The organism is Paenibacillus sp. IITD108 (assembly GCF_036541265.1).
GTDB lineage: Bacteria > Bacillota > Bacilli > Paenibacillales > Paenibacillaceae > Pristimantibacillus.
In genome coordinates this window covers 1-15,404 of record NZ_JAZHCT010000010.1, presented here as the reverse complement: position 1 = coordinate 15,404, position 15,404 = coordinate 1, and the positions used below count along the sequence as shown (strand labels likewise).

Sequence of the window (15,404 nt, the reverse complement as noted above, 5' to 3'; positions counted from 1 at the left end):
ATCCACCTTATGGCTTAATAAACACCGTTTTTATTGAAGTGAAAAATTCGATGGCTGCCTGTCCCTGTTCTCTGGAATGCGAGCTTGACTGCTTCATGCCGCCGAATGGAGCCTGCAGCTCAACACCGGCTGTCTCCGCATTTACACGCACAAGCCCAGCCTCCATATCTTGAATAAAGGTTAGCATCTTTCCGATATTTTGGGTATAGACCGATGCGCTTAGCCCGTATTCCGTATCATTAGCCATCTCTATTGCCTCTTCAAAGCTTGCAGCCTCGATCAGAGCCAATACCGGTCCAAATATTTCCTCCTGTGCGATAGACATAGAAGAAGTAACTTTATCAAATATAGCAGGCGTTACATAGAAGCCGTTATCCAAACTGCTGTTCTCAGGACGCGTGCCGCCGTACAGAAGAACCGCCCCTTCAGCGACGCCTTTTTCAATGTAAGACAGCACCGTTTCCATCTGCTTCTCATTGGCGCAAGGTCCCATCCAAGTAGCAGCGTCAAGCCCGTCGCCTACTTTAAGCTCCTTCACACGCTCGACAAGCTTCTCCTTGAACTGCTCATAAATCTCTTTCACGACAATGACACGGCTTGTTGCTGTACATTTTTGTCCTGTCGAACGAAGTCCTCCGCTTATCGTCGCATCGACGGCAAGGTCGAGATTTGCATCAGCCGCAATAATGATAGGATTTTTGCCGCCCATCTCAAGCTGGTACTTGGCGCCGCGCGCCAGTGCAGCCTGGCCTACCGCCTTGCCGACGTTATTGGATCCAGTAAATGTAATGCCATTTATATCTTCATGCTCGGCAATGCCTTGGCCGATAACAGAGCCGCTGCCAATAATCATGTTCAATACGCCGGCCGGCAAGCCTGCATCATGGAAGCATTCCATGATTTTAGCTGCGGTTACGGCAGTTTCAGTAGCAGGCTTCCATACAACCGTATTTCCATAAATTAGTGCGGGAGCTATTTTCCAGATCGGAATCGCTACCGGGAAGTTCCAAGGTGAGATAACACCCACGGAGCCAAGCGGCATGCGCGTTGTATACATGAAGGCATCTGCATCAGTGGAAGGAATAACATCGCCAACCTTGCGCATCCCTTCTCCAGCATAATAGCGTAAAATAGCGATGCCCCGTAACGTTTCTCCCTTCGCCTCAGGCAATGTTTTGCCCATTTCCCTCGTCATGATTTCGCCGATTTCATCCACACGGCTCTGCATAATATCAGCTGCACGGAACAGAAAATCACCGCGCTGCGAGCCAGAAAGCTTTTTCCAGCCCAATCTTGCTTCCTTGGAAGCCTGCACTGCGGCATTCAAATCTGATTTGCCTGAGCTTGGAATATAGCCTATGATTTCATTTCGATTAGCAGGGTTAATACTTGTCAGCGTCTCATTGCTGTCTGCGCTTCTCCACTGTCCATTCATATAGTTTTTAACATGTCGTTCGTTCATTTTAACGCATCCTCTCAAATATTATTATACCTTTCTCTTAAACCCTATCTGTCATTTGAATCTTTCAATTCATAGCTTGTATCATCAAGCCCATGCTGCAGTGTTAACTAGAGTTCCTATTTCAGAAATCTCGATCTCAATGCGGTCTCCGCCCTCCAGGCTGAACTGATTAGGAGGAACTATACAAGTGCCTGTCATAAGAACCGTCCCGTTAAATATCTCATTGTCCCGCAGCAGGAAGGAAACGAGCTCGTCATATTTACGCTTTAATTGCCCTGTACTGGCTGATTCATCGACAACCTTTTCCCCATTCCTGTAAATGCGCAGGTTAATATCCAGCTTGTAAGGGTCTTGAACGGTTTCAGCCAAACGGATTGCCGGACCGATCGAGCATGATCTTTTCCACATTTTTGCTTGCGGCAAATAGAGTGGATTTTCCCCTTCAATATCTCTGCAGCTCATATCATTGCCGACTGTATAACCGACGATATCTCCCTTAGTGTTCACGACCAGGCTCAGCTCTGGCTCCGGCACCTGCCATTTGGAATCATTGCGGAGACATACATGATCACTTGGACCAACCGTCCGCGCTGCTGTTGATTTCATAAACAGCTCTGGACGCTCAGCGTCGTACACCTTGTCGTAAAACGTAAGCGCATCCAGCTTTCCGCCGGTCGCCTCGTAATTTCTAGCCTCTTTACTGCGCGCATAAGTAACGCCAGCCGCCCAAACCTCCGGCGCTTCAATAGGAACGAGCAGCTCCAACTGCTCCATGCATTCGGCAATCGGCTGAGCCTTGCTTATTGCTGCTTCTACCGCTTGCAGCGGTGTAATGCCTGCTTGCTCAGCACGCTCGAGAAGCGCCATAAAATCTGCGTCTATTAGCGGATAAATCTTTCCCTCTTCGGTTACAGCTGCTAATTGTGCTGCTTCTTGATGGCGATAACGAATAATTTTCATCTGTCTAGCTCCTTTAAGTTTTATATTATAAAACTTTGTTCTCATATTATTGCAGCATTTAGTGTAAAAATAGACCAAATGCTACTATCATTACTAACATCATTGCTAACATCAGGCTGTTGAAAAACTACTCCTGCAAATTGTAATGGCTGTCAGGAGCGTGTTGATTCATTTTGGACTAACGCAGGTAACCAATAATAGGAGGTAACAGGGACAAGAATAGAGCTGGAATAATCCCTCGCCCAAACTTGGTCGCTATACTATTCCCTTTCGGTTACTTGTTACCCGTTCCACAATGATCAGCTGCTTCACTAGCTGGTCAGTCGTTCCGTTATTACACCCAAAATCGCAGTTTTGAGGCGGCAAAGTGACAGTCGTTCCGCTATTGATCAATAAATCGAAGTTAAACCCCCACATAGAGTCGAATAGCGGAATGTGTGACCGCGAAATAAAATAAATAGCGGTTTTAAGGCAAATAACGGAACGTGTGACCATATCGTTTCATTTTGGGAAACCATTCGCAAGCAAGAAAGGGTCCACGGAGAGCAATATCCCTCTATTTCAATCTATAGCCCAGCTGTTTAGAAATGGCTGCTGTCTCCTCGCATACGAGCTGAGTAAGCTGCTTCAGCTCATGATCGTCAACATGGGCGACCATCGTTGACAGACTCAAGGCTGCGATAACTTGGCCGGAGTGATTGATGATCGGAGCAGCGACACAACGAACGCCCGGCTCATTCTCTTCATTATCAATCGCATACCCTTGCAGCTTTACAAGCTCCAGTTCATGTTCGAAGGCTGAAAGCGTGCCGAGCGTTTTGTCTGTATGCTGTGAAAACTTGTAATCCTTCAGCATGGACTGCTGCTCCTCGGAGGAGCGGAATGCTGTAAGCACCTTGCCGACAGCGCTGCTGTGCAGCGGCACTCTCTTGCCAACGCGAGAATACCTGATTGCCGCCTTCTGCCCCTCTACCTTATCAATGTATATGCCTTCCTTGCCGTCAAGAATGACCAAATGTGTCGTTTGTCCCGTTGCAGCGGACAAGGAGCGAAGATGATTCCGTGCTATATCTCGAATATCAAAGTTTTGCAGCAGCAGCTGCCCCTTCTCTACAAACCTCATGCCTAGCCTGTACTTTCCGCTTTGCTCATCCTGATCAATATATTGATGAAGCTGCAGCGTTTTAAGCAGTGAATGCACGGTACTTTTGTGCAGATTCATAGCTGCGCATATTTCGGAAAGCTTTAATTCCATATGCTGATCGTCGAACAGATCGACAATTTTAAGTGCGCGATCCAGCGCTTGTATAATGGGCATAATTAAATAGTATGTACACTCCCTTCTAATAGTTTTATATTATAAAACCATGTTCTCAAAAATCAACTATTCAACTAGATCATAGCAAACGACCGCGGTGCTGTCTATAACAAAATAAAACCGTGAATGTGCGGCGGCACAGGATAAAACAATATGTATAAACAATGAAATATTAAATCATGGCTGTCAGTCGTTCAATTCATGCTTCATATATTGCTCAAAATAGAGGGTATGTTTTTATAATTTTCGGCAAGCCAAATCATTTCTTTTGCAAAGCGTGCTGGCGGTACACTGTGGTGATCCATTTGAGCATTTATCCACCACGTACTTTCCATATACCATAACAAACGTAATGAATTTGTTAAATAGCCCTCCATCACGATGCATTCCTCGCTGTACCCTTCCATAAATGCTGAGGCTAAGGAGACATCTAAATGATCATCTAGGGCACACGATATAACAGCACGAGCTACATCAAGTTGCGGATAATCATAGCTTAGCCGGTCAAAATCTAAAATAACAGTCAATCGACTATCCTCAAATAAAAGATTATCGACCCAAAGATCACGGTGTGCCCATCCTAATCGAAGTGATTCAAGTACTTCTAAATCCATTTGTTCAGTTACTATACTTTGAGTTTCGACATCAGCAATCAAATGAAATTTATCAGACTCCTTTGTCTTTTCCAGAACTAAATTCCAATGTGCTAAACGATCCTCACGGTTTGGAGGAATAAATTTCGGGTTTTTCTTAATTCCAAGTGTCCCGTCATTTAGCAAACGATGCATTTTTCCTGTTGCTCGACCTAAGTCGTATATTTGATGGACATTACTTTTACCTGGTGCAATTATTTTCCCATGACAATATTCCATCACTATGAAAATTTCTTCGTTATCAGATCTTAATAAAATAGTGTCATTATGTGATAACAAATTAGGGCAAGCAAGTCCCTGGCCGTTCAATCTAACCTGTTGAGAGAAAGCAAACAATAGTTCCTCCTGATTAAATCGTTTAAATCTTTCTTTGTTGTATTGTTTAAGTAAAAATTGTTGCCCTGAATCAGTAGTGATCTTCCATTTTAAGTTTAACCAGCCACGCTTTATTGGAGTAGAATTAAGAACATTCAAATTGAATAAACGATGAACTGTTTTTATTATGTCATCAAAGACCAACGTCTCGCTTAATAAAGTGTCCATTTAATCGTCTCCTAATTTTATCGGATAGGTACTATATTCCTTATTAAGTCCTATATTACCTCCAAGTTTTGTGTTTTCCTGCCGGTTAATTTTTTTAAAAAAAACGGCCCTTCTTCCGAAAGGCCGCTCCAGAGTTTTTTTCATATACGATGCAGCGACTGCGCCTGCTACTTGTCCCGCGATGGCAGCAGCAGAAGCAGCTTTACAAGTACAGCAGCAACCTCCGCCCGGGTAGCGGCCGACCGCGGCTTGAATGCTCCTCCCGGATAGCCGTCCATTATACCGCCTGACACAACAGCCGCAATGGATGAAACTGCCCATGAAGACATTTTCGCATTATCCCGGAATTCCACAGCGTCGACATCGAGCGTCAGGTTTAGCGCCTTCGCTAATATGACGGCCATCTGCTCTCTTGTCAGAGCGTCCTCAGGCCCGAAGGTCAGGCCATAACCTTGAATAATGCCGTTTGCGACTGCAAGATTAATAGAAGACTTCGCCCAATGGGATGCTGTGTCCTTGAATGGGACCCGCTCGCCGCCATCCACTTTCCTGTCATCCAGCTGCCCATCCCAGCAGAGGACTATAGATCCCGTACAAAAAGCAGTAGATGATCGCACCTGCCGCAGCGCCAATCAATGCGCCATTCAACCTGATGCGCTGCAAATCAGTATCGACCTTGCTCTCGATAAACTCGACCAGGCGTTCCTCAGAAAAATCATCCAAGGTGCGTCTGACGATAAGGCCGATTTGCTCATGCTCCGCCTCAATCAGCTTGACGATAAGCTGCTGGATATATGTTTCCAGCTGCTGCTGCAGCTCTTTATCGCTGCGAAAGCCTCGCCAAAATGTTGTAATCAGCCATTGCAGCCAGCGCTGCAGCTCATTTTTGCTAATCGTGTGTCTCTCAGAATCAGCTTCTTTATGCAGTGGCCTCATTAAGGCTTCAGTATCCTGATGCAGTAAATAATAAACCGCGCTAAGCATAGCTTCGAAGGAGGGCTGCAGCGATATTTGCTCCAGCAGTTCATTTTTCCACTCTTCAACTGCCGCCCGCACATCAATATCGTCTTCCAATTGCGACGACAAATCATACAGCGTTTTATAAATGTATTGGCGCAGCTCATGCTCCGGCGATTGCAGCTCGTGCAAAAATGCATGCAAATCGCGGTATAAAGTATTAGCTGCTTCTTCCAAATTTACAGCATCGGACGATTCTGCAAATTGAATCAGCTTTTGCTTCAGCCAGCGCATTGCTCCGCCGCCGGAATTGGAGAATTTCTCCTTCTCTGCCTGCAGCAGCTCATATATCCTCACCTTTGTTTCTTCCGTTTCAAGCTGCTTACTTACAACTGAGAGCAGCTGATTCAATATGCTGTCCATATACTGTTTTTCCAATAAGTAGCGCATCAGCTTACCAATCATAAAGGAAAGATCCTGCTCTTTTATTTTGCTGCGGGCGGCTGTATCTAGCTTGGAAGCAAGCTCTGAGGTTTTATGTTTCGAGCTTACGCTAAGCAGCAGCTGCCAGAGCTTCTCGCTCCATTGCTTGCGTGTCTGCTCCTGATCTCCCCAGCGAATCAGCGTCTGAACGATATTCAGTTGGCGCACCTTATCCAGCAGCATCTGCTTGCCAAGCAGCTGTCCCTCGACCATCATGACGATGCCATCAATTAATTTTGTGCGATTGCGCGGTATGATAGCAGTGTGAGGCACCCATTTCATCCCTAGCGGATGACGAAACAGCACCGTTACCGCAAACCAATCCGCTAATGCGCCGATTAAACCGGCTTCGATCGTATACAGCAGCAACGACGGCCACCACTCGGACGAATAATGCTTTACCAAATAAAGTGCCGGGAAAAACAATACTGCCAGCAACGCCAAGCTTACATTAGCTCTCGTTCTCATTGTCATGGGATTATTTCACCCCAATCCAAAATGTGCTTAAATAAATGACACAACCGATTAAAGCGCCTACTACAATTCCATTTAACCGGATAAACTGCAAATCCTTGCCTGCCTTTTCTTTTACTAAATCAATCAGCTGCTGCTCAGAAAACTTATTCAGCCCTTCTTCCACTGTCCTTCCTATAATTGCATGCTTTTGCTCGATTATTCGCAGCACATATTGTTTAATCATCTGATCGAAATCCGCTTGTTTCGATTCGTTGCTGCGCCAAGCTGCCAGCCACTGCCTGCTCTTGCTGTATAGTACAGATGTCTCTCCTGTTATAAAGCTGTCTGTAAGCTGCCCTTGAAGGGAAATAATTAATTTCTCCAGCAGTGTCGCAAGTTGTTTATTTTGATGAATAGCCTTTACAGCTGTGAGCTTGCCCTCTTCAACCTTTTTCCGAAAGTCATGATCATGCCTCAGCCGCAGCTCCAGGCTCTGTATTTGCTGCCTAAGCAGCTGATGCTCATATTGCACTGGCTTTGACGCTTTATCCAAATATTGAATTAGCCACTGTTGAACCTTGTCCGTAATGAATTCACTATTAAGTCCTGCAGCATAGTCTAACAAGCGTCTTCTGAACTTATCTCCTTCGTACGATTTAATCGCAGAATGAATCAGCTTCTCTAATATTGTCCGAAATGTAGACGAATGCGCAGCTTGCTGCAGCTGCTTGGCTAAAAAAGCAATCAGCTCGCTATCATAATTATGCTTAATAGACCAGTGTGCGATGTCAGCAAGCAGATCAGATAACGATATGGCATCCGCATGATTAAACAGTAATTCCTCCAGATCAGCAGACAGCTTTTTAATATCCGCCCTGGCAACAAATTCCGTAACCAGCTTTTGGGCAATACGGCTAAGCTCTTCTTCCCCGCCCTGCTCAAGATAAGCCCGAGCCATCGAGGAGAAGGATAGCTCTCCCAGCTTCAAACGTATATTGTCTACTGTCAGCAATTCATGCTCGACCATATGGACAAGCTCTTTTATTAACCTGTCTCTATTTTTAGCAATAATTCTAGTACCCATCCAGCTAGGCCAACGGATGCACAGCGGTTCTCCGAAAAGAGCGGACACAGCAAATGAATCTGCAAGCCCGCCAATGACTGCCGCGCTGCATGCTGAAAATAATAAACCGCCTGCAAAGGTGTTCTGAAATGGAAATGCTGCTAATATCCCTGCTCCGGATACGGCCAAGGCTGTATTGGCGCCTTTTCGAATATTTTCTTTCGACATGTCTGGAGCTCCAATCTCTTAGGCTGTTTGTCATATAATTCCTGTAAATGACCATTTATCTATATAGTAACCTTTTTAGCATAGCGCATCCACTTTTATAACGTAAATCGATTTAATTGCAATCATGACAGCCTGTGCTCTATACTTTTGATCATATCTATAAGGAGGACGCAAGCAATGAATGGGACTATTAAAATTTTAATTGCAGATGACGAAACGAGCATTACGCAATTTCTTGAATTAGGCCTGACTAACGAAGGCTATGAAACTTTTATTGCCAACAATGGCCCGGCTGCACTTGAAGCCGCCAAGCAATTTAAGCCGCATATCGTTATTCTGGATATTATGATGCCTGGCATGGACGGCTTTGCGATTTGCAATGCGCTAAGGTCGCAGGATAGCCAGATAGCCATTATTATGCTCACAGCTAAGGATGAAATTGAAGACCGCGTAAAAGGATTGAATATCGGTGCTGATGATTATATGGTAAAGCCATTCAGCTTTACCGAGCTGCTCGCACGTATTGGCGCCAGAATCCGCAACCAGTTTCCGCACCTGCTTGACATTGTGGAGATTGGGCCCTTCCGGATTGACGGGAAGCGCAACGAAATTACCTACAACAATCAACAGCTTGAGCTATCGCCTACGGAATATAAGCTGCTGCAATATTTTGTGCTGAATAATGGCGTTGTACTTAGCAAGTCATCTATTCTTGATCATGTCTGGAATTATCAATTTGGCGGGGACTACAATATTGTAGAGGTTTATATTCGTTCATTGCGCGACAAGCTGCAGGATGCTGATCATCGATTAATACGCACTTTGCGCGGTGCCGGCTACCGGTTAGACTTATGAAGATGCGCCTATTCCCCCGCTCCTTGCGCCGCCGGCTCGCTCAATCCTCCCTGCTGCTGCTCGCATGTGTGCTATTAGCCGTTGGATTGCTGCAATACTTTTTTATGAAAGACTTTGTCTATCGGAATAAAGCAGAGTCGCTGCAAACTCAGCTCATGAGCTTACCGCCTGATCCTGCATTGTTGCAGCGCGCAGCAGGCAATATGCAGCCTCCAAAAAACAATACACAATATCCGCCTAGAAACACACCCTTCGTACCGCTGTTGTTTCAACCGGATTTGACTTTGATGTACATCTCGCTCAATGGTGAAGCTGTTACGCTTTCTCAGCACGATGCTGTTGACCCTCTACAGTTGTCAAATGAACGTTATAGCAAGATTATAAATGAACAAATGGACAAAAAAGAAAAACCCTATTATATAGAAACGGGCTCCGGCTCTGAGCAACAGCTGCTCGTACTTCGTATCGCCGGTCCGCCTGAAGCACCGCAAGGAGTTATACAGGTCGGTTTCCACACGGCCTCGCTGGACAAGCTGCTGCTTACCCAGCTATCGATCTATACCGTGCTTGCTCTAGCTGCGCTGCTTTGCGCCGCAATCCTATATGCGATCACACTTTACCGTGCACTAGCACCGTTATCCCGGATCGTTGCCGCTGCAGAAAAAACCGACGCCGGCAACTTGACTGTACGGCTTCCCGTGCATCAAGGCCAGCAAGAAATTGATACGCTGTCGGAAGCATTTAATGGCATGCTTCAAAGGCTCGATCAAGCCTTCGAAGCAGAGCGGGAGATGACCGACAGAATGCGCCAATTTATTGCTGATGCTTCACATGAGCTGCGTACGCCGCTTACATCCATACATGGCTTTATCGATGTGCTGCTCCGCGGAGCAGCTTCAAACCCGCAGCAATTGCAAAGCGCGCTTACGAGCATGAAGGGGGAATCACAGCGAATTATAAGGCTGGTTGAGGAATTGCTTACGCTGGCTAAGCTCGATCAATCACCGAAGCTGCAGCTGTCGCCCGTGCATATTGACAAACTCTTATCCGAGCTGCTGCCGCAACTGCAATTACTGGCAGGCAATCGCAAGGTGGAGCTTAACATCTATCAGCCTGCTGCCGTATATGCCGAAGCTGATCAGTTGAAGCAAGTGCTGCTCAATTTATTTCAAAATGCTGTACAGCATACTGATGAGGTAGAAGGAGTCATCAAGCTTGTCCTTTACACAGAGCGTCAGCATGCTATTATCCGTATGGAGGATAACGGCAGCGGAATCCCCACGGAGCATTTGCCGCATCTATTCGAGCGCTTCTATCGCAGTGAAGCATCACGCAGCCGCTTGAAGGGCGGCTTCGGACTTGGCCTTGCCATAAGCAAATCCATCGTCGAGTCGTACAAAGGTACAATCCGGGCTGTAAGCCCGCCCGAAGGGGCCATTGGAAATAATACAACTGGTCGGTCTGCATTACAGTACGGAGAGAATGAAGCCAACCCTACTGAAAAACAAAACAAAAAAGGCAGCGAATTTATTATTCAGCTGCCGATCCTATCAGACTGCTGAGCAATCAGCAGTCTTTTTAATATATTGATGTATGCTAATGCCGCAGCCCAAATCGGTCCAACAATCGACCACTGCGATTATGGGCGCTGTAAACGAGCGAGTCACCTTCAATTGTAATACCGGCAAACATAGCCTCGCCATTTTGAAAATGTACCTGATGGTAAAACTGATCCTCTTTCTTTTTGTTCAGCTTTGCTCCAGCCGCATTAGTGACCACATACACGGTCCCTTCTCTGCCAGAAACTATTTCACCGCTGTTAGCGACTACCTTGCCGTCCCGCATTGGGAATGATCTTGCATATTCATGATTATGCCCTTGCAGCACAAGATCAACTTTATATTGATCAAACAACTCTACCCAATCCTGTATATTCTCATTTGGCTTTCCCCCATAAGGCCCTTTATGCATCGACACGATGATCCATTCCTTCGTATTTGCGGCAAGCTGTTCTTCAAGCCAGCGGGTTTGCTCCTTTTTGTTCGATTCTGTGTTCAGCATAATAAATAATGCTGATCCGTATTGAAAGGAATAGGTTGTTCCCGGATTGGACTTGCTTGCCCCATTGTCCGGTACAAAAAATCGCGCTGAAAACTCTTTCGCATCACCTTTGACCTCATCATGATTGCCAGTTACCGGCATCAGCGGCACACTAGTTATCCACTCACTTGCCTTATTCAACAGCAGCTTCCAAGCGTCAGTATCCTCTGGGTACTCGACAAAATCGCCATTATGGACGATAAACTCCGCCTGTGGAAACTGTTTGAACGCTTGATCCAGCGTGTCCTTCCAAATATTGAAGTGCTGCTCCGTCTCTCCTTGTGAATCTGTTACATTAATAAAGGTAAAGGCCTCAGTATGCTCTGCTTCAGTTCGGAAGCTGCTTGTCTTGCTCCATCCCCATTTTGTTCCATCGCCTACCCTGTACTGATACATGGTTCCCGCTTCAAGCCCGCTGGCTTCAGCTTTATGAATACGGTAAGAAGCACCATTATCATCGCTCATGACCGTCGTTTGGGCGTCAACAGTTATCACCCGTTCATCCGACCAATCTGATTTTTTCCCGTCTGCCTTTACCAACTGAAGAACAGCCTTGCTATCCCCTGCCGGGCTTTGCCAAGTAAAGGCGCGGGATGTATGCGGGTCTCCCCGAAAAGTAGTCACAATCGAGTGCGGCCTTTGCTGCTGCAATGCATGATAGATAAATACCCCTGCAAGGACGGCAATGGTTAAAAAAACTGCGCCAGCGATGGCGATCCACCGCTTGATGCCTGACATAGCATCCCCCTCTTTCTATTGTAAATATTAAATGTATCATGCTCTTCACTGCAAGCAAATGTAAAGCAATTGTAAAGGATATTCAGCAATCTTTCAGTTTCGATTCACTTTAAAATAAGCTCGCTCTTCTACAATTACAATTATCAACCGAATCAATCCAATATAGAAAGCTGAGGTGCAAACAAATGAAACAAAGCTTGAAATTTCGGCATGAATTGAAATATCTAATCGGGCAGCACCATTATCATATACTGCGGCAGCGCCTTAGCAAACTGCTAGAGCATGATAAACATGCCGGTCCTGACGGCCAGTATCATATTCGAAGCTTGTACTTCGACGATGTCAGCAACAGCGCGCTGCATGACAAGCAGGGCGGGATTAGCGACCGGGCGAAATACCGAATAAGAATTTACAATTTCAGCGATCAGGTCATTCATTTTGAAAAAAAAATTAAAAAACAAGATTATATTGCAAAGCTGAAAGAGCCGCTGACGAGACAACTTTACAACTCACTAATTTACGGAGATTATAAACCGCTGCTCGAGCAAAATAAGCCGCTGCTGCAGGAAATATACTATTTGGCCGAGCATAAGCTGCTTAGGCCAAAGGTAATCGTCGATTATGTGCGAGAGCCTTTTATTTGCAGCAACGGAAACGTGCGCATTACATTTGATAAAAACCTGCGCTCCGGCCAGCATAATTTGCAGCTATTTGATCAGTCAGCGCCGACCGTTCCTGTCCTGGATAATGGCAGCATCATTATGGAAGTGAAATATGACGAATACTTACCCGAAGTTATTCGCAGCTCGCTTCAGCTTGAAGGCTTAATCAGACAGGCCGCATCCAAATATGTCATATGCCGCAAATGGTTAAAACAAAACACTTGGGAGGATCAATAACATGGCAAACACAAGCACGAACACTACATCGACCAGTTTTACGGATATTATTAAAAATTCTGTTCTTGAAAATTTTGGATCAACTATAAGCATATCACAAATTGTGGTCACGCTTGGAGTCGCCTTTCTAATTGGGCTTTTTATCTATTTCTTGTATCGCAAAATATTCAGCGGCATTTTATACTCCAAAAGCTTTAACATATCGTTAATTGGCATGACCATGATTACCGCAATTGTCATACTAGCCGTTAATTCAAATCTAATTCTGTCACTAGGTATGGTCGGCGCATTGTCCATCGTCCGTTTCCGTACACCGATCAAAGATCCGACTGATTTAATATTTCTTTTTTGGGCCGCAGCTGTTGGAATCGTCACTGGAGCAGGTTTCTATTCGCTGGCAATGATCGGCTCGGCGATCGTTGGACTTATTTTATTTTTCTTCGTTAAAGGCGGAAGCAAGGATACACCTTATTTGCTCGTTATTAATTGCATGGATGACCAGTCCGAGGAACAGCTCCATAAACATATGGCCTCTTCCATTAAACGTTATAATGTGAAGCAAAAAAATGTGACTGCGAACAATATCGAGCTGACTCTTGAAATTAGATTGCGCGATAAAAGCGGCCAATTTATCAACCAGCTCACTCAGCAGCCTGGCATTCGCAATGCGACACTGATCAGCTACAACGGCGACTATGTTTCGTAAAGGGAGGTAGCGCATAATGCTGACAACAAGCAGATGCAATGCGCGTCCTTATTTGAGGACAAAGCGTTTTTCGGTAAAAAAAGCTTTCATTACGGCTATGGCGGCACTGCTCGTGCTGCTATGCAGTGCTGGCTGTTCTACTGTTGAGCGCTCAAACAGCGTAACTTCTGGCGCCATAGGATTAAGCAGCCAGTCTAAAACCAGCAATGAAAAGCTGCTTGATGAACAAGTGTTTCCTAAAGATAAAGTTGTAAAAGTCAATATTACGATCGATGAAGCAAGCTTTCAGGATATGCTTGATAATGCCGTCGATGAGCAATTCAAGCAAGCATCCGTTGAATATAACGGGATGGTCTTTGACAATATTGCTATTCGCACCAAAGGCAATTCCTCACTCCGGAGTATCGTAAATGATCAAAATACTGATCGTTACAGCTTCAAGCTAAGCTTTGATGAATATGTCAATCAAACGATAGGCGGAATTACTAAAATCAATTTGAACAATAACTTCAGCGATTCGTCCTCATTGCGCGAATATTTAACCTACGAGCTGGCAGAGCAGTTAGGGCTGCCAACTCCCAAATATTCTTTTGTGCAAATATACTTCAATAATGAGCTGTGGGGCTTGTATCTTGCTGTTGAACAAATCGGTAACGCCTATCTGGAAAGAAACTTTGGCAATGCCTATGGAGCCTTGTACAAAGCCAATGGCGGAAACGGAAGCGAGCTCAGCTGGTTAAATACAGACAATATCGATACTTACTCCGGATTCGATGTGAAGTCCAAAGGGACGGATCACAGCAAGCTGCTCAGCATGCTGGAGCAGCTTAATACAGCATCTGATTTTGAAGACTCACTTAATGTGACAGGTGCGCTATCCTACATTGCACTCAATATAGCAGCAAGCAATATGGACAGCTATCAAGGCAATTTCAAGCATAATTACTATTTGTATGAAAATAAAGGACAATTCACAATATTGCCTTGGGATTTCAATATGTCATTCGGCGGCTTCGGTAGATCGAATAATTTACTTATCGATGAGCCTACGACAGGAGCGGTAGCGGACCGCCCGCTCGTTAGCATCCTGCTTGGCAACGAGCAGTACAAAGAGCAGTACCACGAAATTTTATCGTCAATTATTAATGGTTACTTGGCAAGCGATACATTTGACAAACGAGTAGATGAGCTGGCAGCCCTTATTGATTCGTATGTAAAGGATGATCCGACCGCCTTTTTCACCTATGATCAGTATGTGGAAGGCATTGATCAGCTGAAATCATTTAATGAATCGCAAGTAACGCTCATTGCGGCGCAGCTTGACGGCAGCGCCCCTTCTTCTGGTGACGGCTCAGGCAGCGGCGGAGGCATGGGTGGCGGCTTTGGCGGCGGTATGGGCGGAGGCATGAATGGCGGCTTTGGTGACGGCATGGGCGGCAGAAATGGCGGCAATAGGCCTGCCGGACAGATGAACGTTAACCCCGGCGCCAATGCAGAAAACGGACAGAATAGGCAATTCCCCCCTAACCCGGGGGCCAATACAGGCAATGATCAAATGAATGAGAATCCTGGCTTTCCTGTTGATAACAATGGAATGCCGGCATTTGATCCGGCAAACCCGCCGGAGGGTTTCGAGCAATTTATGAACGACCGGCAAAATAACGGCGGCGGCTTTAACATGGAGTTTCCTGGGGGAATGGGCGGCATGGGCGGCTTTCCGGGAAGAGACGGACAACAAGCGGCAAAAAATGTTAACGCTGAGCATGAGCTGATTATATTTGGCAGTGCAGCCGCGTTATTGATTGTTTCTTTATTAGTCGTACTATTCTATCATCGAAGAAAAGTTTAATGATGAATAAATTCAACCGCCAAGGATAAACGGCTCCGCCGTCCTTCGCTAAAACGAAGGAGGCGCGTTTACCGTTGAAATATAGGAACAGGTATAAGGTGAAAACTTATACTTTCCTATATTTTCAGAAAAAG

Annotated in this window: 13 protein-coding genes; 5 read left to right on the top strand and 8 right to left on the bottom strand. The window is 45.5% G+C overall.

From position 1 onward, the window contains the following. Nucleotides 1–7 precede the first annotated feature (7 nt). From gucD to V1L65_RS10875, 7 genes are all read right to left on the bottom strand, one after another. A complete protein-coding gene (gene gucD, locus V1L65_RS10905) occupies nt 8–1,462 on the bottom strand; it encodes an alpha-ketoglutaric semialdehyde dehydrogenase GucD (protein ID WP_331699176.1) in 1,455 nt (484 codons plus the stop codon). Nucleotides 1,463–1,546: 84 nt separating this feature from the next. Then, on the bottom strand, nt 1,547–2,422 hold the full coding sequence (locus V1L65_RS10900; protein WP_331699175.1) for a fumarylacetoacetate hydrolase family protein: 876 nt from the start codon (nt 2,420–2,422) through the stop codon (nt 1,547–1,549). A gap of 556 nt (nt 2,423–2,978) precedes the next feature. Further along, a complete protein-coding gene (locus V1L65_RS10895) occupies nt 2,979–3,740 on the bottom strand; it encodes an IclR family transcriptional regulator (protein ID WP_331699173.1) in 762 nt (253 codons plus the stop codon). A gap of 206 nt (nt 3,741–3,946) precedes the next feature. Further along, nucleotides 3,947–4,936: a phosphotransferase enzyme family protein gene (locus tag V1L65_RS10890; RefSeq protein ID WP_331699172.1), complete on the bottom strand. Its 990-nt coding sequence runs from the start codon at nt 4,934–4,936 to the stop codon at nt 3,947–3,949. Nucleotides 4,937–5,103: 167 nt separating this feature from the next. Next, on the bottom strand, nt 5,104–5,481 hold the full coding sequence (locus V1L65_RS10885) for an S-layer homology domain-containing protein (protein WP_331699171.1): 378 nt from the start codon (nt 5,479–5,481) through the stop codon (nt 5,104–5,106). Nucleotides 5,482–5,488: 7 nt separating this feature from the next. After that, nucleotides 5,489–6,850, bottom strand: coding sequence for a DUF445 domain-containing protein (locus V1L65_RS10880; RefSeq protein WP_331699170.1), 1,362 nt, complete (start codon nt 6,848–6,850; stop codon nt 5,489–5,491). 4 nt (nt 6,851–6,854) lie between these two features. Then, nucleotides 6,855–8,123, bottom strand: a complete 1,269-nt coding sequence (locus tag V1L65_RS10875) for a DUF445 domain-containing protein (RefSeq protein WP_331699169.1) — start codon at nt 8,121–8,123, stop codon at nt 6,855–6,857. A gap of 177 nt (nt 8,124–8,300) precedes the next feature. Here V1L65_RS10875 and V1L65_RS10870 point away from each other — a divergent pair, with 177 nt between their 5' ends. Continuing rightward, entirely contained in the window at nt 8,301–8,978 is a 678-nt protein-coding gene (locus tag V1L65_RS10870; RefSeq protein WP_331699168.1) for a response regulator transcription factor, read from the top strand. Continuing rightward, complete coding sequence (locus tag V1L65_RS10865) at nt 8,975–10,540, top strand: sensor histidine kinase (RefSeq protein WP_331699167.1); 1,566 nt, start codon at nt 8,975–8,977, stop codon at nt 10,538–10,540. The genes V1L65_RS10870 and V1L65_RS10865 overlap by 4 nt, the downstream gene beginning before the upstream one ends. 34 nt (nt 10,541–10,574) lie before the next feature. Here the strand turns inward: V1L65_RS10865 and V1L65_RS10860 are convergent, their stop codons facing one another. After that, a complete protein-coding gene (locus V1L65_RS10860) occupies nt 10,575–11,816 on the bottom strand; it encodes a purple acid phosphatase family protein (protein ID WP_331699166.1) in 1,242 nt (413 codons plus the stop codon). Between the two features lie 185 nt (nt 11,817–12,001). On the opposite strand from V1L65_RS10860, the gene V1L65_RS10855 reads away from it, so the two are divergent. The 3 genes from V1L65_RS10855 to V1L65_RS10845 are packed head-to-tail and all read left to right on the top strand — an operon-like array spanning nt 12,002 to nt 15,270. Continuing rightward, on the top strand, nt 12,002–12,715 hold the full coding sequence (locus V1L65_RS10855; protein ID WP_331699165.1) for a polyphosphate polymerase domain-containing protein: 714 nt from the start codon (nt 12,002–12,004) through the stop codon (nt 12,713–12,715). 1 nt (nt 12,716) lies between these two features. Further along, nucleotides 12,717–13,421: a DUF4956 domain-containing protein gene (locus V1L65_RS10850; protein WP_331699164.1), complete on the top strand. Its 705-nt coding sequence runs from the start codon at nt 12,717–12,719 to the stop codon at nt 13,419–13,421. 16 nt (nt 13,422–13,437) lie between these two features. Beyond that, entirely contained in the window at nt 13,438–15,270 is a 1,833-nt protein-coding gene (locus V1L65_RS10845) for a CotH kinase family protein (RefSeq protein ID WP_331699163.1), read from the top strand. The last annotated feature ends 134 nt before the right edge of the window (nt 15,271–15,404 follow it).